This is a genomic window from Pseudoalteromonas sp. PSi26 (assembly GCF_054960575.1).
Genome location: NZ_JBHNYT010000002.1, coordinates 211,166 through 231,867 on the forward strand (window position 1 = coordinate 211,166; position 20,702 = coordinate 231,867).

At 40.2% G+C, this 20,702-nt stretch carries 15 protein-coding genes; 13 read left to right on the top strand and 2 right to left on the bottom strand.

Features of this window, described 5'->3' with window-relative positions:
- Positions 1-181: 181 nt before the first annotated feature.
- The 6 genes from lepA to pdxJ are packed head-to-tail and all read left to right on the top strand — an operon-like array spanning position 182 to position 5,993.
- On the top strand, positions 182-1,972 hold the full coding sequence (gene lepA, locus ACFI34_RS02995) for a translation elongation factor 4 (protein ID WP_008132753.1): 1,791 nt from the start codon (positions 182-184) through the stop codon (positions 1,970-1,972).
- Positions 1,973-1,988: 16 nt separating this feature from the next.
- Positions 1,989-2,924, top strand: a complete 936-nt coding sequence (gene lepB, locus ACFI34_RS03000) for a signal peptidase I (protein ID WP_462672358.1) — start codon at positions 1,989-1,991, stop codon at positions 2,922-2,924.
- A gap of 2 nt (positions 2,925-2,926) precedes the next feature.
- Positions 2,927-3,604 carry a ribonuclease III gene (gene rnc / locus ACFI34_RS03005; RefSeq protein ID WP_006794149.1) on the top strand — a complete coding sequence of 226 codons (678 nt, stop codon included), beginning with the start codon at positions 2,927-2,929 and terminating at the stop codon, positions 3,602-3,604.
- Entirely contained in the window at positions 3,594-4,526 is a 933-nt protein-coding gene (era, locus tag ACFI34_RS03010; protein WP_010555866.1) for a GTPase Era, read from the top strand. Before rnc ends, era begins: the two co-directional genes overlap by 11 nt.
- A 20-nt stretch (positions 4,527-4,546) precedes the next feature.
- Positions 4,547-5,239 (top strand): DNA repair protein RecO, encoded by a 693-nt coding sequence (gene recO / locus ACFI34_RS03015; RefSeq protein ID WP_462672359.1) that lies wholly within the window; start codon positions 4,547-4,549, stop codon positions 5,237-5,239.
- Positions 5,240-5,261: 22 nt separating this feature from the next.
- Complete coding sequence (gene pdxJ, locus ACFI34_RS03020) at positions 5,262-5,993, top strand: pyridoxine 5'-phosphate synthase (protein ID WP_462672360.1); 732 nt, start codon at positions 5,262-5,264, stop codon at positions 5,991-5,993.
- Positions 5,994-6,063: 70 nt separating this feature from the next.
- Here pdxJ and barA read toward each other — a convergent pair whose 3' ends face one another.
- Positions 6,064-8,850, bottom strand: a complete 2,787-nt coding sequence (barA, locus tag ACFI34_RS03025; protein WP_462672361.1) for a two-component sensor histidine kinase BarA — start codon at positions 8,848-8,850, stop codon at positions 6,064-6,066.
- A 125-nt stretch (positions 8,851-8,975) separates the two neighbouring features.
- On the opposite strand from barA, the gene rlmD reads away from it, so the two are divergent.
- From rlmD to eno, 5 genes are all read left to right on the top strand, one after another.
- Complete coding sequence (rlmD, locus tag ACFI34_RS03030) at positions 8,976-10,301, top strand: 23S rRNA (uracil(1939)-C(5))-methyltransferase RlmD (protein WP_462672362.1); 1,326 nt, start codon at positions 8,976-8,978, stop codon at positions 10,299-10,301.
- 8 nt (positions 10,302-10,309) lie between these two features.
- Positions 10,310-12,466, top strand: coding sequence for a GTP diphosphokinase (relA, locus tag ACFI34_RS03035; RefSeq protein ID WP_462672363.1), 2,157 nt, complete (start codon positions 10,310-10,312; stop codon positions 12,464-12,466).
- A 2-nt stretch (positions 12,467-12,468) separates the two neighbouring features.
- Entirely contained in the window at positions 12,469-13,266 is a 798-nt protein-coding gene (mazG, locus tag ACFI34_RS03040; protein WP_462672364.1) for a nucleoside triphosphate pyrophosphohydrolase, read from the top strand.
- 151 nt (positions 13,267-13,417) lie between these two features.
- The gene (locus ACFI34_RS03045) at positions 13,418-15,052 is read left to right on the top strand and encodes a CTP synthase (protein ID WP_410899600.1); all 1,635 of its coding nucleotides are present in this window, start codon (positions 13,418-13,420) and stop codon (positions 15,050-15,052) included.
- A 116-nt stretch (positions 15,053-15,168) separates the two neighbouring features.
- Positions 15,169-16,467, top strand: a complete 1,299-nt coding sequence (gene eno, locus ACFI34_RS03050) for a phosphopyruvate hydratase (protein WP_462672365.1) — start codon at positions 15,169-15,171, stop codon at positions 16,465-16,467.
- Positions 16,468-16,669: 202 nt separating this feature from the next.
- On the opposite strand, the gene mutH is transcribed toward eno, so the two are convergent.
- Positions 16,670-17,341 carry a DNA mismatch repair endonuclease MutH gene (gene mutH / locus ACFI34_RS03055; protein WP_008132736.1) on the bottom strand — a complete coding sequence of 224 codons (672 nt, stop codon included), beginning with the start codon at positions 17,339-17,341 and terminating at the stop codon, positions 16,670-16,672.
- A gap of 529 nt (positions 17,342-17,870) precedes the next feature.
- Between mutH and rppH the strand changes: the two genes are divergently transcribed.
- Positions 17,871-18,389 (top strand): RNA pyrophosphohydrolase, encoded by a 519-nt coding sequence (gene rppH, locus ACFI34_RS03060; RefSeq protein WP_058402976.1) that lies wholly within the window; start codon positions 17,871-17,873, stop codon positions 18,387-18,389.
- A gap of 30 nt (positions 18,390-18,419) precedes the next feature.
- Positions 18,420-20,684, top strand: coding sequence for a phosphoenolpyruvate--protein phosphotransferase (gene ptsP / locus ACFI34_RS03065; RefSeq protein WP_462672366.1), 2,265 nt, complete (start codon positions 18,420-18,422; stop codon positions 20,682-20,684).
- The last annotated feature ends 18 nt before the right edge of the window (positions 20,685-20,702 follow it).

The following is a 20,702-nucleotide window of genomic DNA, read 5'->3' on the forward strand; positions in this document are numbered from 1 at the left end:
AAAACAACTTAATAAATGTTAAGCAGCATGGTTGCTGTGTGAGCCGTTTTGATTGTTTATATCATTTTTCGTCATTATGTATGTTTTAATTAATTAACAAAAAACATACTAAAACAAGTATTTGCAAGTCACTTAGGTATCCATATTTAGTCCTTTAAATAAGAAGTATTGAACTCAGTTTATGAAGCATATCCGTAATTTTTCGATAATCGCCCATATTGACCACGGTAAGTCGACCCTTTCAGATCGTTTGATTCAAGTTTGTGGCGGTTTAACCGACCGTGAAATGCAAAAACAAGTTTTAGATTCAATGGATATTGAGCGCGAACGTGGTATTACCATCAAAGCGCAAAGTGTAACGTTGAACTATAAAGCAAATGACGGCGAAACATATCAACTTAACTTTATCGATACCCCAGGGCACGTTGACTTTACCTATGAAGTATCGCGTTCTTTAGCTGCATGTGAAGGCGCATTATTAGTTGTTGATGCGGGACAAGGCGTTGAAGCGCAAACTCTAGCAAACTGTTACACCGCAATTGAAATGGACTTAGAAGTAATTCCTGTATTAAACAAAATCGATTTGCCACAAGCAGATCCATTGCGTGTTGCTGAAGAAATCGAAGAAATTATTGGTATTGATGCTTTAGACGCTGTGCAGTGTAGTGCTAAAACAGGTGTTGGTATTGCCGAAGTACTTGAAATGATCGTCAAAGACATCCCGCCGCCAGTTGGAGAAAAAGACGAGCCTCTACAAGCGCTAATTATTGATTCATGGTTTGACCCATACCAAGGCGTTGTATCGCTTGTGCGCATCAAGCATGGTGAGCTACGTACGGGTGACAAAATTAAAATCATGTCTAACGAGCACATTCATACAGCCGATCAAGTGGGTATATTCACACCTAAGCAAACCAATACAGGTATCTTACGTACCGGTGAAGTAGGCTTTGTTATCGCAGGTATTAAAGAGATTCACGGTGCACCCGTTGGTGATACGATCACGCATCAAAGAAACGCAGCACCAGAGCGTTTACCTGGCTTTCAAAAAATTAAACCGCAAGTATATGCAGGTATGTTCCCAATTGCGTCTGACGAGTATGAGTCATTCCGTGATGCTCTTAACAAGCTAAGCTTAAACGATGCGTCTTTATTCTTCGAACCAGAAAACTCAACGGCACTTGGTTTTGGTTTTCGTTGTGGCTTCTTGGGCATGCTCCACATGGAAATTATTCAAGAACGTTTAGAGCGCGAATACGATATTGATTTAATTACAACCGCACCAACGGTAATTTACGAAATCGTAACGAAGGACGATCGCACTTTTCAAATCGATAATCCGTCTGACTTACCCGCAGTAAATGACATTGTAGAAATTCGTGAGCCGATTGTTGAGGCAAATATATTAGTGCCGCAAGAGTACTTAGGTAATGTAATTACCCTATGTATAGAAAAGCGCGGTAGCCAAACCAAAATGACTTATCACGGTAAGCAAGTTGCAGTAACGTATGAGTTACCAATGGCTGAAGTGGTAATGGATTTCTTCGATAAGCTTAAATCTACAAGTCGTGGTTTTGCATCGCTAGATTATAATTTTAAGCACTTTCAGACCTCAGACATGGTTCGCGTTGATATTTTAATTAATGGTGAACGTGTTGACGCGCTTGCAATTATTGCCCACAGAGACAGTGCGCAATCGCGTGGTCGTCAACTTGCTGATGCACTTAAAGAACTTATTCCGCGCCAAATGTTTGATATTGCAATTCAAGCCGCGATTGGCCAGCATGTTATTGCGCGTACAACTGTAAAACAACTACGTAAAAACGTAATTGCTAAATGTTACGGTGGTGATGTGAGTCGTAAGAAAAAGCTACTTAAAAAACAAAAAGATGGTAAAAAACGCATGAAACAAGTAGGTAATGTAGAAGTACCTCAAGAGGCGTTTTTAGCTATTTTGAAAGTTGGCAAATAACAACAAAGGATTATAAATGGCTGGTTACTTTTCAATTTTATTGGTGCTATTAACCTTAGGCTCAGGCTTAATATGGTTAATAGACCACTTAATGTATGCACCAAAAAGGCAAGAGCGTTTAGTGTTAGCACAAACCTCAGCTGGCGCAAAGTTAGATGATGAAACAGCTGCATTAATTGCACCAGAGCCAGTATTAACTGAAACTGCAAAATCGATTTTTCCGATGATTGCTGCTATTACTATTTTCAGATCGTTTATCTTTGAACCTTTTCAAATTCCGTCAGGTTCAATGATGCCCACACTCCTTGTGGGCGATTTTATTTTAGTACAAAAGTACTCATACGGTATAAAAGATCCTGTTTGGCGCACTCAATTAGTTGAGATGGATGAGCCTGAACGAGGTGATATTGTTGTTTTTAAGTTTCCTGGTAATGAAACAATTGACTACATCAAAAGAACAATAGGACTACCTGGCGATAAGATTGTATACCGCGATAAGCATCTATACATTCAGCCAAAGTGCAGCGAAGGTGAAGTAAGCCGCAGTAACTTACAATGTGGTGAGTACAACAAAATTAACATGGAAGTGAAAGATAGAGGCGAGTTTATGCTAAAAGGCATGGAATCGGTTCGAATAAATGAATCGCTAACAGAAGATGGTCACGATATTTTAATTTACCCTGAGGTTCCAGAGAAAAAGGGTCGCTACTTTAGACAAGCTGGTACTCGCACCGATGAGTGGGTTGTACCTGCAGATCACTATTTTATGATGGGTGACAACCGAGATAATAGTGAAGATGGTCGATTTTGGGGATTTGTACCAAAAGAAAACTTGGTGGGGAAAGCTGTCTTTATATGGATGAGTTTTGAATTTGAGAATGGCCCTGATGATGTTTTACCAGGATGGGTTCCAACTGGTGTTCGCTTTGAACGCCTAGGTAATATTCAGTAACAATGAAAAAAAATGTAACAGAGTTATACAACAAAATCGGCTACGAGTTTTCTGATCAAGGTTTACTTGAACAGGCAATGACGCACCGCAGTCACAAAGGTCAGCATAACGAGCGCTTGGAGTTTTTAGGCGACTCAATTTTGAGTTTTGTTATTGCTAATGCACTTTATGCCAAATTCCCTAAAGCACGTGAAGGCGACTTAAGCCGCATGCGTTCAACACTGGTACGTGGTCAAACACTTGCTGAGTTTGGCGTTGAGTTTGGTTTAGGTGATTACTTACGTTTAGGCCCAGGTGAGCTTAAAAGTGGTGGATTCCGCCGCGAATCAACACTTGCCGATGCAGTAGAAGCCATCATTGGTGCTGCGTTCTTAGATTCAGGTATTGAGCGTTGCAGCGAGCTTATTTTATCGTGGTACGAATCACGCTTAGATGCTATTTCACCAGGGCTTAATCAAAAAGATCCGAAGACCCTGCTGCAAGAGCATCTACAAGGTCGCAAACTTCCTTTACCAGGTTACACTGTGGTTGATACAAAGGGCCAAGCGCACAATCAAACATTCACGGTTGAATGTATTGTTGATGGAATGGATAGCATAATTTCTGTTGGTAGCTCACGCCGTAAGGCCGAACAAAAAGCTGCTGAAAAAGCATTGAAGATAATTAAAAATGAATCTTGATACCCTAATACAACCTCATGAAGGCGATATTGATACATTTTGTGGCATGATTGCCATTGTAGGACGTCCTAACGTAGGTAAATCGACTTTACTCAATGAGATTATTGAGCAAAAAGTCAGTATTACTTCACGTAAGCCGCAAACAACGCGCCACCGTATTATGGGTATTCATACAGAAGGTAAGCATCAAGCCGTTTATGTTGATACGCCGGGACTTCACATAGAAGAAAAGCGCGCAATTAACCGTTTAATGAATCGAGCTGCATCTAGTTCGATTGGTGACGTAGAACTGATTATTTTTGTGGTTGAAGGAACACACTGGACTGCTGATGATGAAATGGTACTAAATAAAGTATCGCAAAGCGGTAAGCCAGTGATGTTGGTTATTAATAAAATTGACCAAGTGAAAGACCGTGATTTAGTGCTTCCGCACATGAAGTTATTAGGCGATAAGTTTGACTTTGTGAGCATTATGCCCGTTTCGGCTAAGCAAGGTAAAAATGTTGACCTTATAAAAGACGAAGTAACCAAACGTCTTCCGCCATGTGAGTTTTACTTTCCTGATGACTACGTAACCGATCGTTCGATGCGCTTTATGGCTGCAGAGGTTATCCGTGAAAAGCTAATGCGCTTTATGGGTGAAGAATTACCTTACTCGGTGACTGTTGAAATAGAGCAGTTTAAGTGGCAAGAAAACGGTGTTTGGCATATCAATGGGTTAATTTTAGTTGAACGTGAAACACAAAAGCGCATGGTTATTGGTAATAAAGGCGAAAAGCTAAAAGTAATTGGCCGTGAAGCCCGTAAAGACCTTGAAGAAATGCTCGATAACAAAGTATTTTTAGAGCTTTGGGTAAAAGTTAAATCTGGTTGGGCTGATGACGAACGCGCACTTAGAAGCCTAGGCTATGGTGAAGACTAAAATAGTAAGTAACCTACTTTATGGATAGTGACTTCTATACCGCATATTTATTACACCGACGTCCTTATAGTGACTCACAAGTAATGCTCGATATGCTAGTAGAAGGCGTTGGCCAGCTTAGAATGATCGCACGAATTAGTGGCCGCCAGGCCACTAAGCACAAAGCGCAATTACAACCCTTTCAACCTCTACTTGTTCACTATAGTGGTAAGTACGATTTAAAATACATTAATAAATTTGAGCTGCACGACGCACCGCTTTTTTTATCTGGTGACGAGCTTTATTGTGGGTTTTATTTAAACGAGTTAACAAACAGAATAGTGCCTGTTAATGAGCCAATTGAACAAGCTTATGAGCTTTATAAATCTCATTTAGAAAATTTAAACCGTGGCGCCAATTTGCAATCTGTTTTGCGTTCGTACGAATTTCAACTACTAGAATTATTGGGTTACGGTGTTGATTTTAGTTTTGATACCAACGGTGAGCCAATAGATGAAGCGCTTACGTATAGTTATTTCTCTGAATTTGGGTTTGTTATCCAAGAAGATACTCGCTCAGGTTTTAGCGGTGAACAGCTTCAAGCAATAGCAAATCATGACTTTAGCCGAAAAGATGTGTTATATATGGCGAAACAGTTAAGTCGCTATTTACTAAAACCTTTGTTAGGTAATAAGCCATTAAAAAGTCGTGAGTTATTTACGGCCTCTCAATAAACGTAATTTTACAGGTAAAACAATGAAAGATATTCTTTTGGGTGTAAATGTTGATCACATTGCAACGCTTCGCCAAGCACGAGGAACAACATATCCTGACCCAGCGCATGCAGCAAGCGTTGCAGAGCACGCCGGTGCAGATGGCATTACCATTCATTTACGTGAAGACCGCCGCCACATTCAAGACCGTGACGTGTATGTAATGGCAAAAACAATTCAAACGCGTATGAACCTCGAAACAGCAGTAACCGATGAAATGATTGCTATTGCTTTAGAGGTGAAACCTGAATATGTTTGTTTAGTGCCGGAAAAACGAGAGGAATTGACCACTGAGGGCGGTTTAGATGTTGCAGGTAATATAGACAAAATAAAAGCGGCAACTAAAACCCTTACTGATGCAGGTATCAAAGTTTCATTATTTATTGACGCGGATACTGCACAATTAGATGCTGCAAAAGCCTGTGGCGCACCTTATGTAGAAATACACACTGGTGCATACGCAGACGCTACAAACGATAGCGACTTAAGCAGAGAACTTGAACACATTCGTCAAGGTGTACAATACGCAGCAAGTTTAGGCTTAATTGTAAATGCAGGGCATGGTTTAAATTACCATAATGTAAAACCAATAGCGGCTATGCCAGAAATTTATGAGTTAAATATAGGCCACGCTATTATTGCGCGTGCCGCCATTGATGGCTTAGATAAAGCGGTGCGTGATATGAAGCGCCTAATGATTGAAGCGCGGATTTAACTTCAATTATAAATAGCTGTTTTAACTTAACTATCAGGTCTGAGTGTTAAGGCCTAATTGAAAGACGCGCTTAAAGCACGTCTTTTTTGTTTTTACTATCCATTTTTGCGTCAACCAATAGGTTTTCAAGCTCATCTTGTAGCTCAAAAAGTTCAGGTTCTATATTTTCGAGCACGCACTCATTTTTAAGTGAAGTCTCAATAGTTTCAGCTAACGATTTTAATTTCGGTACACCGGTGTAGCAACACGCACCATGAAATTTATGCACAATACTGAGTACTTGTTCGCAAGCTTCATCATCAATAGCTTTAGTCAGTAAATTAAGCGTTTCTGGTACGCTTAAAAGCAGCATATTAAGCATTTCAAGCGCCAATTCGTTTTTTCCACCAGCCCGTTGCAATGCAAGGGGCCAATCTATTCGGCTACTCTCAAAAGGCGCTGGACTTTGTGGTATTTCATTTTTGCTTTTTTCACGGTTTATTGGCGTTTGTGGGCTGTGGTCGCTAATAATTTGTTTAAGTGTATCTTCATCAATGGGCTTGGTTAAATACCCTTTAAAGCCATCTTTCAGTAGTTGCTCTTTTTCACTATGCAGGGCATGCGCAGTTACTGCTATTATAGGTGTATCTTCATTAAGGGATGACTCTTGGATAAGTTTACATGCGGTTATGCCATCCATTATCGGCATTTGAATGTCCATAAAAATAACATCATACTTATGGCTTTTACTTAAACTATAAGCTTGTGAACCATTATGAGCGGTATCAATGACCTCAACTTGCTCATCAAGCAGTGTACATATAAGTTTTAAGTTAGCATCGTTATCATCAACAACTAACACTTTGAGTGGCAACAACTTTTGTTCGCTTTGCTCTATATTATGGACAGGGTGATCGAGCCTATATGGCGCAGCAAGTACCTCGCATAGCTTACGATGATTAAGCGGCTTACTTAAACAGGCATCTGCACCGCTGCCAATAAACGCCTCTCGCATATTATGTGAAACGGTGTTGAGCATTAAATATAAATAATCGGTCGAGTCTCTTACTGTTTTTACATAGCCTTTTAATAGTTGCATATGATCAACCGATGCCATGTGACCTATTAAACAAATATCAAATTTAGTTTGGGTATTTTCTACAGCCGATAAGAAGCTGGCTTCGTTAAAGCATGGCGTTACATTTGCTTGCCACTCAGTCAATAAAGACAGTACAGCATGATGCGTATGCTCGTGCGGCTCTAAGTATAAAATACGCTTACCAATGAGTGACTTACTTGGTAGATCGTTGGTAAATACGTGATTAGGGAGTCTAAAAACGCTATTAAATGTAAAACATGTTCCGTTACCAGGCGCTGAGTTTAACGATATTCGACCATTCATCGCTTCAACAATATGTTTGGTGATAATCAGGCCGAGGCCGGTACCCCCAAATTTACGCGTAATGCTCGAATCTGCTTGGCCAAAAGGGGTAAACAATGAATCTTGTTTATCCATTGGTATACCCACACCTGTGTCTGTTACCGACACTAAAACAGAGGCACTTTCTTCATCAAGTAAGCGGTAGCTAATATCTACTTTTATAGAACCTTGCTCGGTAAATTTAATTGCGTTACTTAATAAATTAATAAGTACTTGTTTAAAGCGAGTAGGATCGCCTGTTAAATCGTCAGGGACCTGCGGGTTTATATAAATAGAGAGCTCAAGCTGTTTTTCATGGGCGCTTGGGGCAAGCAGTGTCATTACTTCATTTACTGCATCGCGCAATTGAAATTGAATCGACTCAAGTTCCATCGCCCCAGCTTCTAGTTTAGAAAAATCTAAAATATCGCTGATAATGGTCATTAAACTATTAGCCGACAACATGATTGTATCTAGGTAATCTTTTTGATGCTTGTTCAGTGGTGTTTTATAAAGCTGGCGAGTAAATCCTATTACACCATTAAGTGGCGTACGTAACTCGTGACTCATTTTTGCTAAAAAGTCAGACTTAACACGGTTGGCATCTTGTGCTTCTTTTTTTGCCATTGTGAGCTGAATATTTTGTGTTTCATACTGTTCAAGCGTTTCACGGTAATCACTGGTTGCTTGGTCAATATTTTTTTGCATTTCGTCTTTTTGCATCACCATAGTATCGGCTATCGTGTTTAGCCCTTCACGAAGAATATCAAATTCACCTAACATGGTATCGGTAAGGCCTGTACTTCTTTTTCCTTCAACAAGTTTGTCGGTTGCAAGTACTAACTTATTTAAAGGGGTCATAAACATACGGCTAAGTTTAAATGCCAAAACTGCCGCTAATACCAAAGATAAAATAATAACAATGCCACTAATAAGTAAGGCGCGTTGTTGACCAATCACGGCTTTATCTTTGTTTAGCTGTAAAATGACCGTACCTAACGATGTTTGAAAGGCTGAAGCGTCCCATTGAGTATTAGGTGAAGAATGACCCACAATTGGCGTATAGAAAGTAATTATATCTTTTGAGGATTCTATTTTTGTGACTTTAAGTGATTCAAGAGACGCTTGATTAATTAATTCATCGAATGAACGGTGGTAATTACTCGTCATCAACAGCTCGTTGTTAGTGTCAAATATAGCAATTGACTTAATAGACGGGGAGTGCCGATTATGTGTAAAACTGATTAAACGATTAAGTAATACTTTATTTTTATCAAGAAGTGGCTGCTCTAGGGCAATAGCTAAAGGCTCTGAAATTGTTGCACCTTGCTGATATAAAATTTCATCAAGCTCAATGTAACGATTTACTGTAAAATAACCACCAAGCAGCAATCCAATGATCACCGTGGGGATCATGGTCAAAGTTAAAACTGAATCACGTAAGCCTAATTTGGTCATAGTGGGAGCATTATTATCATTATTAGTATGTTTTGAGTATATACGTTTCGATGCTTATTCTCAAAGCTTCACCTACACGTGATTAGTAACGAGTTTTAACCTAAATAAATGTAAGGTAATGCCACATGGCACAAATTTTTAAAGCGAAAAAAAAACCTCTTCAACAAAAGTCAGTGGTGCTCGATATAACAAATATGGATCACCAAGGCCGTGGCATAGCAAAATATAACAATAAAGTATGCTTTGTTGCAGGTGCATTACCAGGCGAGCAGGTAAAAGCGAGGCTTGTTGATGATAAAGCGCGTTACAGTAGTGCTGTTACACACAAAGTGATTAAAGAAAGTAAAGCAAGAGTAGCGCCTTTTTGTGAGCATTATAATCACTGTGGTGGCTGCCAATTACAGCACTTAGATGTGAATCAGCAAGTAGTTGAAAAGCAAACCGCGGTTGAACAGCTTTTCGAAAAATTTGCCAAGCAAACAAATTTAAACTGGCAAACTCCATTATTAAGTAAACCAACACATTATAGGCGAAGTGCACGAATAGCGGTTATGTTTGATAAGGCTGCTAAAAAAATGCGTATAGGGTACAGAGCAAGCGGTTCTAAAAATGTTGTCAGTATCAATAAGTGTGCAGTTTTGACTGATGCCTATGAAGCTGTTTTTACACTTTTTGATGAATTAATTAATCACAATAAGTCATTACACAGTATAAGCCACCTGCAATTATGCCAAAGTGAAACGCATAACTTTGTAGTTATTCGTCACACTAAAGCAATTAGTGATGAAGTAAAAGCTGTGGTCATAAAAGCCTGTACGCCTTACAAATACTCAGTTATTTGGCAAAGCGAAAGTGATGTAATTGACCATACTAATATTACTATGCCGTACTATTACCTAGATGAATTTAAACTAAAATTTGAGTTTGGTTTGGATAATTTTATTCAAGTTAATGCGCAAGTTAATCAAGCTATGTTAAAACAATCGGTAGATTGGCTTGGTTTAAGTGGTAATGAAAATATATTAGATTTATTTTGTGGTATTGGTAACTTTTCACTTGTGCTGGCAAAACAAGCAAAAACGGTTATTGGTATAGAAGGTGTTGCTTCTGCGGTTGCAATGGCCGCGCAAAATGCGCAAACTAACTCTATCAGTAACGCGCAGTTTCATTGTTTTGATTTAACGCAAAAAATACAAAATGCGCAGTGGTTTAATAAAAATCTAGATGTGTTGGTATTAGACCCTTCACGTACTGGTGCAATGGCTATATTAGAGCAATTACCTTTAAAGCAATTTAAAACAATTTTATACGTCTCTTGCGACCCTGTTACCCTAGCCCGTGACAGCGCTATTATTTCGCAAGCAGGCTTTGAGCTCAACAAAATTGGGCTAATGAATATGTTCCCTCATACTGGGCATATTGAAACTATGGCGTTATTTCAACGGAGGTAAAGCGCATTATGGTAGCGACACGTCAATCACATCAACAAGATGAAGCGGGTGATCTTTTTACACGGTTAAAAGCACTCGACCTATCTACAGAAAAGATTCAGTTGCTTAATAAGGCGCAAGCGCTTTGTGTTAAAAGTGATAACCAAGCTTGGCAAAATACAGCCATCGAAATGGTAGAAATTTTAGTCGAGCTAAACCTTGATGCCGAATCGTTAGCCACGGCCTACTTAACGCCTTATTTTTTATATGACGTTGTCTCCCTTGAAACCGTTCAAGAGCAGCTCGGTAGTAATATATCGCTGCTGTTAACGGGCGTTTCTCAAATGGCTACTATCAGTACTTTGTCGCACCAAGGTAAAGGCACTGTTCAAGTTGATAATATTCGTAAAATGTTGTTAACCATGGTTGAAGATGTGCGGGCTGTGGTAATAAAGCTTGCCGAGCAGGTTTGTCATTTACGAAACGTGAAAGACGCCGGTGAAGAAGAGCGTGTTATTGCCGCCAAAGAAACAGCCGACATTTTTGCTCCTTTAGCAAACCGACTTGGTATTGGCCAATTAAAGTGGGAACTTGAAGATTTATCGTTTAGGTATTTACGCCCAGATACATACAAAAAAATAGCCAAGCAGCTTGATGATAAACGTCTTGCCCGTGAAGCCTACATGGAAGACATGGTAGAGCAGGTTAAAAGCCGTTTAAGTGAAGCAGGTATTGACGCCGAAGTATATGGTCGGCCTAAGCATATCTACAGTATTTATAAAAAAATGGTGCAAAAAAACTACGAGTTCGATCAATTGTTTGATATTCGTGCCATGCGTATTGTGGTCGAGCGCTTGCAAGATTGCTACGGTGCGCTGGGTATAGTGCACACCAACTGGCGCCATTTGAACAAAGAGTTTGATGACTATGTTGCCACGCCTAAGCAAAATGGCTATCAGTCAATTCACACCGTTGTTTTTGGCCCTGAGGGCAAAACCGTAGAAATACAAATTCGCACACAAGATATGCATCAAGATGCAGAACTCGGTGTAGCCGCTCATTGGATGTACAAAGAAGGGGCTTTACCTGGGCGTGGCTCAGGCTACGAGCAAAAAATTAGCTGGTTACGTAAATTACTGCAATGGCAGGAAGAAGTGGTTGATGGCGGCGATTTAGCTGAAGAGCTAAAAAACCAAGTTGTTGAAGACCGTGTATATGTATTTACCCCGCGTGGAGATATTTTTGATCTACCATTAGGGGCCACACCGCTCGATTTTGCTTACTACATTCATTCTAATGTGGGACACCGTTGTATTGGCGCAAAAGTATTTGGCAAAATAGTGCCGTTTACGCATCAATTAACGACGGGCGATCAGGTCGAAATCCTCACACAAAAACAGCCAAATCCCAGTAGAGATTGGTTAAATCCGTCACTGGGTTATATTAAATCATCTCGTGCACGTGCCAAAATACACCACTGGTTTAAGCAACTTGACCGCGATAAAAACCTAAGTGCAGGTAAAGAAATTCTTGATAACGAGCTGCAAAAGCTTGATTTAACATACAAAGATTTAGCCCCAGCAATCAAGCGATTTAACTTTAAGGAGCTTGATGACTTAATGGTCGCAATTGGAGCGGGCGATGTGCGTCTTAACCAAATGCTTAATTTTGTTACTGACCGCACAGAAGACGAACCCGTTATTCGTTTTAAAGCACCAAGCAAAGTAACGGGCGATAAAAACGGCATAGTGGTTGATGGTGTGGGTAGTTTAATGAGCCACGTTGCTAAATGTTGCCGCCCCGTTCCTGGTGATCAGATCATCGGTTATATCACGCAAGGACGCGGTATTGGTGTACATCGTGATGATTGTGATTCATTTAATAATTTGAAAACGCAGCACCCAGAGCGTGTTGTTGAAGTTAGTTGGTCTGAAGATATAAATGGATCATACGCGCTCAGTATAAAAATTGAAGCAAGCGACAGATCTGGACTAATACGCGATATCAGTTCTGTACTTGCTAACGAAAAAGTAAACGTAATTAATATGAACGTTAATACTGTGGGTGCTGACCAGTTAGCGGTATTTACCATGCAAATAGAAGTACACGATTTGTCGGGCACAAACCGAGTGCTGTCTAAATTGCATCAAATTGAAGGTGTTCACCACGCTAAGCGAGGGCAGTAGCTTTGGCTAACCATTCAGCATTAACAGAACTTTTAAATATTATGCAAACACTCAGAGATCCCAATGGCGGCTGCCCGTGGGATCTTAAACAAGACTTTAAATCAATTGTGCCGCATACACTTGAAGAAGCCTATGAAGTTGCCGACTGCATCGAATCGGGTAATTTAAATGAGCTTAAAAATGAGCTTGGTGACTTACTGTTTCAAATTGTCTTTTATACCCAATTAGCTCAAGAGCAAAGCTTGTTTGACTTTAACGACGTAATAGAACAATTAAATGCAAAATTAACACGTCGCCACCCTCATGTTTTTGGCGAGAAAAAAGCCCTCAATGATGAGCAGTTGTCATTGCAGTGGCAAGCTATTAAAGCCCAAGAGCGAAGCGAAAAAGCAATATCTGAAGAATCACTGTTATGGCAAGATATTCCTGCAAATATGCCAAGTCTTAGCAAGGCTAAAAAAATTCAACAGCGAGTAGCTTCAATGGGTTTTGACTGGCCGACTTATCATGGTGCGCTTGATAAAGTAAGCGAAGAAGTACTTGAAGTTAAAGAAGCAATAACGCACGACCCCTTATCGGATCACACAGCAGAAGAGCTTGGCGATTTACTATTTGCCACCGTTAATGTAGCGCGTCATGTCAAACGTGACCCAGAGCAGCTCCTCAGAAATGCAAACGATAAGTTTTCTGCCCGGTTTGAAAAGGTACAAGCATATTTGCAAGCGCAAGGTAAAAGCCTAGAGACAGCAAGCCTTGAAGAAATGGATAATGCGTGGGAAGCAATCAAAAAACATAAATAAAATAGCGCACGTTTTTTAATCGCTTATTCGCTAATTTTAGCTGGATTGCTAAAGCAGGTTTTGGTACAATTTCGCCCCGTCTTGATGATATGCCCATAGCCACTTTTTTGGGTGTTATATTCCTTTTAATTCCTGATATTCTAGGGTTCGCATGAGTACAAAATTTATCTTCGTTACTGGCGGGGTTGTTTCTTCGTTGGGTAAAGGTATTGCAGCAGCATCGTTGGCGGCTATTTTAGAAGCCCGTGGCTTAAATGTTACTATTTTAAAGCTGGATCCTTACATCAACGTTGACCCAGGCACAATGAGCCCAATTCAACACGGTGAAGTATACGTTACAGAAGACGGCGCAGAGACTGATCTTGATTTAGGTCACTACGAACGTTTTATTCGCACCAAAATGACTAGCCGAAATAACTTCACGCAAGGCCGCGTATATGAAGACGTATTACGTCGCGAGCGTCGTGGTGAATACCTAGGCGCCACTATTCAGGTTATTCCTCATATCACTAACGATATTAAACAGCGTGTTTATGAAGGCGCTGAAGGCCACGATATTGCCATTGTTGAAATTGGTGGCACGGTAGGTGATATTGAATCACAACCGTTTATCGAAGCAATTCGTCAAATGGGCACAGAGATAGGTCGCGAACGCGCACTCTTTATTCACCTAACGTTAGTGCCTTTCTTAGGCCCTGCGGGCGAAGTGAAAACAAAACCAACACAGCACTCAGTTAAAGAGCTTCGTTCTGTTGGTATTCAGCCAGATATTCTTATTTGTCGCTCAGATCGTAAGTTACCTAATAACGAGCGTGCAAAAATTGCATTGTTTACCAATGTTGAAGAAAAAGCGGTAATTTCATTACCCGATGTAGACAGTATTTATAAAATTCCAGCATTGTTAAAATCACAAGAGCTAGACAATTTTGTATGTCGTCGTTTTCACTTAGACGCGCCTGAAGCTGACTTGGTTGAGTGGGAACAAGTATTATACCAAGAGTCTAACCCTACGGGCGAAGTGACCATTGGTATGGTGGGTAAATACATTGAATTACCTGATGCCTATAAGTCGGTTAACGAAGCATTAAAACATGCGGGCCTTAAAAACCGTTTAACAATCAACATCGAATATGTAGATTCACAAGACCTAGAAAGTAAAGGCGTAGAATTACTTTCTCACCTTGATGCTATTTTAGTTCCAGGTGGTTTTGGTGGTCGTGGTGTTGAAGGTAAAATTTTAGCGGCAAAATACGCACGTGAAAATAAAGTGCCTTACTTAGGTATTTGTTTAGGTATGCAAGTCGCGCTTATTGAGTATGCACGAAATGTAGCAGGCTTAGCTGATGCAAACTCTACTGAGTTTAATGCCAAATCTGCAGCGCCGGTTGTTGGCTTAATCACCGAGTGGTTAGACGCCGAAGGTAAAGTAGAAGTTCGTGACGAGAAATCAGATCTTGGTGGCACAATGCGCTTAGGCGCACAAAAATGTTACTTAACACCAGGCTCTAAAGTGCACGAAGTTTACGGTAGCGAGGAAATTGTAGAACGCCATCGCCATCGTTACGAAGTAAATAACAACTTCGTAGACCAACTAGAAAAAGCAGGTTTAACATTCTCGGGTTTATCTGAAGATAAAAAACTAGTAGAAATTATTGAAAACAAAGATCATCCTTGGTTTATTGCCGCGCAGTTCCACCCGGAATTCACGTCAACACCACGTGATGGTCATCCGCTATTTGAAGGGTTTGTAGCAGCAGCGCATATCCACCAAAAAGCGTCATCGTAACTTATAAAAAGCCGTGCATATATTGTACGGCTTTTTTGTTTTTAAGACTGACTAAGCTATATCAAACATAGTAAAGTTAACAAAACTCACCATTTTGGGAATATAGAGGAAACAAGATGTCAAATATCGTAAAAGTAATTGGTCGCGAAATCATGGACTCGCGTGGTAACCCAACTGTTGAAGCTGACGTACATTTAGCTGATGGTTCTTGGGGTCGTGCGGCAGCACCTTCAGGCGCATCTACTGGTACTCGCGAAGCATTAGAGTTACGTGATGGTGACAAAGCACGTTACTTAGGTAAAGGCGTATTAAACGCGGTTGGTTACATCAATAAAGAAATTGCTGATGCGTTGGCTGGCAAAGATGCACTTAACCAAAGTGCAGTTGATAAAGTAATGCTAGATTTAGACGGCACTGAGAACAAAGAAAAATTAGGTGCAAATGCAATTTTAGCAGTATCTCTAGCAACAGCTAAAGCCGCAGCTCAGTCTAAAAAAGTAGAACTATACGAGCACATTGCTGATTTAAACGGTACACCGGGTGTTTATTCTATGCCACTTCCAATGATGAACATCATCAATGGTGGTGAACACGCAGATAACTCTGTAGATATTCAAGAGTTTATGATCCAACCTGTTGGCGCTGCAAACTTCCGTGAAGGCCTACGTATGGGCGCAGAGGTTTTCCACAGCCTTGCAAAAGTACTTAAGGCAGACGGCCACTCAACAGCGGTTGGTGATGAAGGTGGTTTTGCGCCAAACCTTGAGTCTAACGAAGCAGCACTTGCAGCAATTAAAGTTGCGGTAGCAAACGCAGGTTACGAGCTAGGTAAAGATATTACTTTAGCGATGGATTGTGCTGCCTCTGAGTTTTACGACAAAGAAGCAAACATTTACGACCTTAAAGGTGAAGGCAAAAAATTCACGTCTGAAGAATTTAACTTCTTCTTGCAAGAGCTTACACAGCAATACCCAATTGTGTCTATTGAAGATGGCTTAGATGAGTCAGATTGGGATGGCTTTGCTCACCAAACTAAATTAATGGGCGATAAAATCCAATTAGTAGGTGATGACTTATTTGTAACTAACACTAAGATTTTAAAGCGTGGTATCGACAACGGTATTGCTAACTCAATCTTAATTAAGTTTAACCAAATCGGTTCACTAACTGAAACGTTAGCGGCTATTAAAATGGCGAAAGACGCTGGTTTTACTGTTGTTATCTCTCACCGTTCTGGTGAAACAGAAGATGCAACAATTGCTGATTTAGCAGTAGGTACTGCTGCGGGCCAAATCAAAACGGGTTCATTAAGTCGTTCTGACCGTGTAGCTAAGTACAACCAATTGCTTCGTATTGAAGAGCAATTAGGCGCTAAAGCACCGTACAACGGTTTAAAAGAAGTTAAAGGTCAGTAATTCTTTTTTAAACGCTGATTTTAAATTTTAAGCTATAAAATCCTCGCCAATGCGGGGATTTTTTGTTTAAGCTTTTGAGTAACTACAACACTAATTAACAAGAATCCTCAATTAATTTGAGATACTAATATGGCGTTAATGGTGTTAAAACTTCCTAAAAAGTTTTATAGAAAATTTAAGCCTTGTTGTCGACGAGGATTAATCAAAGCAGAAATTGCTGCTTTAAAATGTCACCTGTAAAACTGGTTTTTAAGTAAAAACCACGCGGGAGGGTTTTTATTATTTGCCCGTTTGGGCCAATGGCATCGGTCACAATTTTGCTATTAGCTGCTTTTGGGCGTATTTGCATTGCATCGCCTAAATGGCCTGATATTTCATCAACCCTACCAAGCGCAATAAGCTCCATTTGCTCTTCCCAGTCTCGTTGTAGTTTAGCGTCCTGCTCAGGCGTTGGTTGCCATAAAAAGCCACTGCCAATGGTTCTATTAAACGGTGCTATATCACGCTCGCTTAAAACCGGAAGCCATAAAACGTGGTTAAGCTTTTTACGAACCGCACTAGTGTGCCATGTCATGCCCGTTACGTTTATTAGTGGCGTTACCGATACAAAGGTGGTTTCAAGAGGTTTGCCCTTATAGGAAATAGGCAGCGTTTTGAGTTCAATACCTAAATCCTCAAAGTCTGGAAGGGGTTTAGAACCTGCTGTTGCACCTAATACGTACTCAATTAATTGACCCGTCCAGCCTTTTTCTCTTAATAAGTCATCAGGGGTTTTAAAGTTATATTGCTCGGCAAGTTGCCCAAGCGTAAGGCCTGCAATACTGTTTACACGTTGAATAAGGTCATTAATTGAATGTGGTTTAGTTGGGCGCATAATATTAATTTGAGTTGAATAAATACCATGCTCATGATAGCAAATCAGCTAAGCCGTGGATATCTTTAGGGTTGTGTGTTTTTTGTTCGGTGGTTGTGTGTGTTAATTTTATACATTGTGAAAATTGCACCTAATTCGTTAAGTTGCTGACTAACTTGGTTTTTTTCTGTTGGCGAGTATTGATTGTATTGGGCGTAATAAAAGTTACAGGGATAAATACAACTATATGAACATGTTTATCCACAGAATCTGTGGAGAACAACACGTTTTCGATCTTGTATTGTGGATTTGTTTGCAAAATGAACGTGTTTTTTAAAAGTTATGCACAAACTGTGAGTAACTAGAGTAAAATAATAACTGCAATAGCTTTTATACATTTTTTTAAATCTTTTTACTCGTATCTCAGTATTTTCATCTTCGAGATGAGAGTAAATTACACTTACCCAGCGGCTCGCTTATAATAGTGTTTGCCGTATTGCGGCTAATGTGGAACAATCATTAAAAATCGACTTACAAATGAGGCACTAAGGTGATTGATGCCGAAGGTTTTCGTGCCAATGTCGGAATTGTAATTTGCAATAATCAGGGACAAGTATTTTGGGCCAGGCGCTATGGTCAGCACTCTTGGCAATTTCCCCAAGGCGGTGTTGATGATGGTGAAACACCAGAACAAACTATGTACCGTGAATTACACGAAGAGGTCGGACTGCGACCAGAAGATGTAGAAATTGTCGCAAGTTCAAAACATTGGTTACGCTATAAATTACCCAAACGATTAATTCGTCGCGACTCAAGTCCGGTGTGTATTGGGCAAAAACAAAAATGGTTTTTACTGAAACTTCGTTGTAAAGATGAAGATGTAAACTTACTTAAAACTCATCACCCAGAGTTTGATGATTGGCGTTGGGTGAGTTACTGGTACCCTGTTAGGCAGGTTGTGTCGTTTAAACGGGATGTTTACCGACGTGTAATGAAGGAGTTTGCTCCTTTTGCTATGCCCTTTAATAAAAGAGAACACCATAAAGACCATTGGCGAAGTAAAAGGTAATAACTTTATAATAAAATAAAGGAGCAGGACATGCTGGCAACACTAAGATCTATTGCTGAGTCTGTATCGCAACAAGCGAATTTAGACGCTGCTTTAGTGTGCTTTGTGCAAATGGTGAAAGACGCCATGAAAACCCAGTGCTGCTCTATTTATTTTGCCGACTACAGCCAAGACAATTTTGTATTAATGGCTACCGAAGGGTTAAACCCTGATGCGGTAGGCAAGTTTAGAATTGGTTTTACAGAAGGTTTAGTGGGGTTAGTTGCTCAACGCGAAGAACCCATAAATATTGCCTTTGCTAAATCTCACCCGCGCTTTAAGCTCTCTCCTGAGGTCAACGAAGAAGGCTATAATGCTTTTTTATCGGTACCTGTTGTTCATCAAAAAAAAGTACTGGGCGTTATTGTTGTTCAACAAAAAATGGCCCGTGTTTTCAGCCAAGATGAAGAATCATTTTTAATAACGCTTTCTGCTCAGCTTGCTTCACAATTAGCACATGCCGAAATTAAAGAAGTACTTCGACAAGACGAGTCATCTCATCAAACATCCGTTTTAAAGGGTGTATCCAGTGCGCCGGGTATAGGTATAGGTACTGCATTTGTACTTTTACCAAAGCTTGACTTTAAATCAATTGAGCTTCAAAAAAATAGTGATGTAACAGAGCAGCGCCGCCTATTTACTCAAGCGGTGGCCGCTACACGAAAAGAATTTAACACGCTTTCGATGACGTTGAGTGACTCTATTCCTCAAGAGGCGTTAGCCGTATTTGATGTTTACCAACAGTTATTAGATGCTAAAAGTTTAGGTCACAATGTAGAGGTTCAGTTACTCGAGGGATGGTGTGCAAAAAGCGCACTTAAAATTGTGATTGAGCGTTTAATTTCGCAATTTAATGCGATGCAAGACCCATACATAAAAGAGCGTGCTGTTGATGTTAAAGACATAGGCTTACGCGTATTGCATCACTTAGTTAATACCGAACACGCAATAAAAGATTACCCCTCAAATACTATTTTGATTGCTAATACATTAACTCCTGCCATGCTTGCTGAAGTACCAAAAGGGCATTTAGCAGGGGTTGTTAGTGTTAATGGCTCTGCCAATAGTCATGCTTCTATTTTGACTCGCGCAATGGGGATCCCTGCTATTTGGGGGATAGAAGATTTACCATTACTTCAATTTGATGGTAAACCAATGATTTTAGATGCATTTGCAGGGCGCTTGTATATCTCACCCTCGCAGATGTTATTAGATGAGTACGCAGACTTACAACATCAAGATAACCTGTTAAATAATCGCTTTTTAGCAGAGCAAGAGTATGAGTCTATTACTTTAGATGGCGAACACGTCAGTTTATTGTTAAATGCCGGACTAGAGTTAAAAACAGATCAAAACAACGCACATGTGTGCGACGGCGTAGGTTTATACCGCACTGAAGCGTGGTTTATGCAAAAAGGCCAGTTTCCTTCTCAGTTAGAGCAAGAAAATTGGTATCGAGAAGTGCTCACTAGTTATTACCCAAACCCAGTTGTAATGCGTACGCTCGACATTGGCGGCGATAAAGTGCTCGACTATTTTAATATAACCGAAGAAAACCCATTTTTGGGGTGGCGCGGTATACGTATTAGCCTTGATCACCCCGAGTTATTTTTAGATCAGCTCAAAGCAATGCTTAAGGCAAATATAGGTTTAGGCAATTTAAAAATAATGCTGCCGATGATCAGCGGCACTGAAGAAGTAGATGAAGCGTTAGGATTATTTGAACAAGCTTACTTTGAGCTAAACGAACACTTCCCTGAGCAGCAAATAGAACGCCCCGATATTGGTATTATGCTTGAGGTGCCTTCCAGTGTGTTTATGTTACCTGAATGGTCTAAAAAGGTAGATTTTTGTTCAGTAGGCAGTAACGATTTAACACAATATTTATTGGCAGTAGATAGAGCCAATGCGCGTGTTGCTGAGCTTTTTAATCCTTATCATCCCGGGGTGCTCAGAGTTTTAAGTAAAATAGCCAGTGAGTGTGAAAATTACGAGTTACCCTTTAGTTTATGTGGTGAACTTGGTGGTGACCCAGAAGGGGCCATATTACTAATAGCCATGGGATATAGACGACTGAGTATGAACTTATCGTCTTTAAATAAAGTGAAATGGGTGCTTAGGCGTTTGAGCGTTGCCGACATGGAGCAGTTATTGAGCGAGTGTTTAGCACAATCAACAGCTAAGCAGGTCTTGCGTTTAACGCGCAATTTTATGTTAGAACATAATTTAGGTGACCTATTTTATACCCCAAAATAAAAAGTGCTGGCTTATTTA

Excerpts from the sequence above, each read along its gene's own strand:
- rlmD (WP_462672362.1), top strand. The coding sequence starts at position 8,976 with ATGGCACAAATTTTTAAAGCGAAAAAAAAACCTCTTCAACAAAAGTCA.
- relA (WP_462672363.1), top strand. The coding sequence starts at position 10,310 with ATGGTAGCGACACGTCAATCACATCAACAAGATGAAGCGGGTGATCTT.
- era (WP_010555866.1), top strand. The coding sequence starts at position 3,594 with ATGAATCTTGATACCCTAATACAACCTCATGAAGGCGATATTGATACA.
- barA (WP_462672361.1), bottom strand. The coding sequence starts at position 8,850 with ATGACCAAATTAGGCTTACGTGATTCAGTTTTAACTTTGACCATGATC.
- lepB (WP_462672358.1), top strand. The coding sequence starts at position 1,989 with ATGGCTGGTTACTTTTCAATTTTATTGGTGCTATTAACCTTAGGCTCA.
- lepA (WP_008132753.1), top strand. The coding sequence starts at position 182 with ATGAAGCATATCCGTAATTTTTCGATAATCGCCCATATTGACCACGGT.
- ptsP (WP_462672366.1), top strand. The coding sequence starts at position 18,420 with ATGCTGGCAACACTAAGATCTATTGCTGAGTCTGTATCGCAACAAGCG.
- eno (WP_462672365.1), top strand. The coding sequence starts at position 15,169 with ATGTCAAATATCGTAAAAGTAATTGGTCGCGAAATCATGGACTCGCGT.
- ACFI34_RS03045 (WP_410899600.1), top strand. The coding sequence starts at position 13,418 with ATGAGTACAAAATTTATCTTCGTTACTGGCGGGGTTGTTTCTTCGTTG.
- rnc (WP_006794149.1), top strand. The coding sequence starts at position 2,927 with ATGAAAAAAAATGTAACAGAGTTATACAACAAAATCGGCTACGAGTTT.
- pdxJ (WP_462672360.1), top strand. The coding sequence starts at position 5,262 with ATGAAAGATATTCTTTTGGGTGTAAATGTTGATCACATTGCAACGCTT.
- recO (WP_462672359.1), top strand. The coding sequence starts at position 4,547 with ATGGATAGTGACTTCTATACCGCATATTTATTACACCGACGTCCTTAT.
- mutH (WP_008132736.1), bottom strand. The coding sequence starts at position 17,341 with ATGCGCCCAACTAAACCACATTCAATTAATGACCTTATTCAACGTGTA.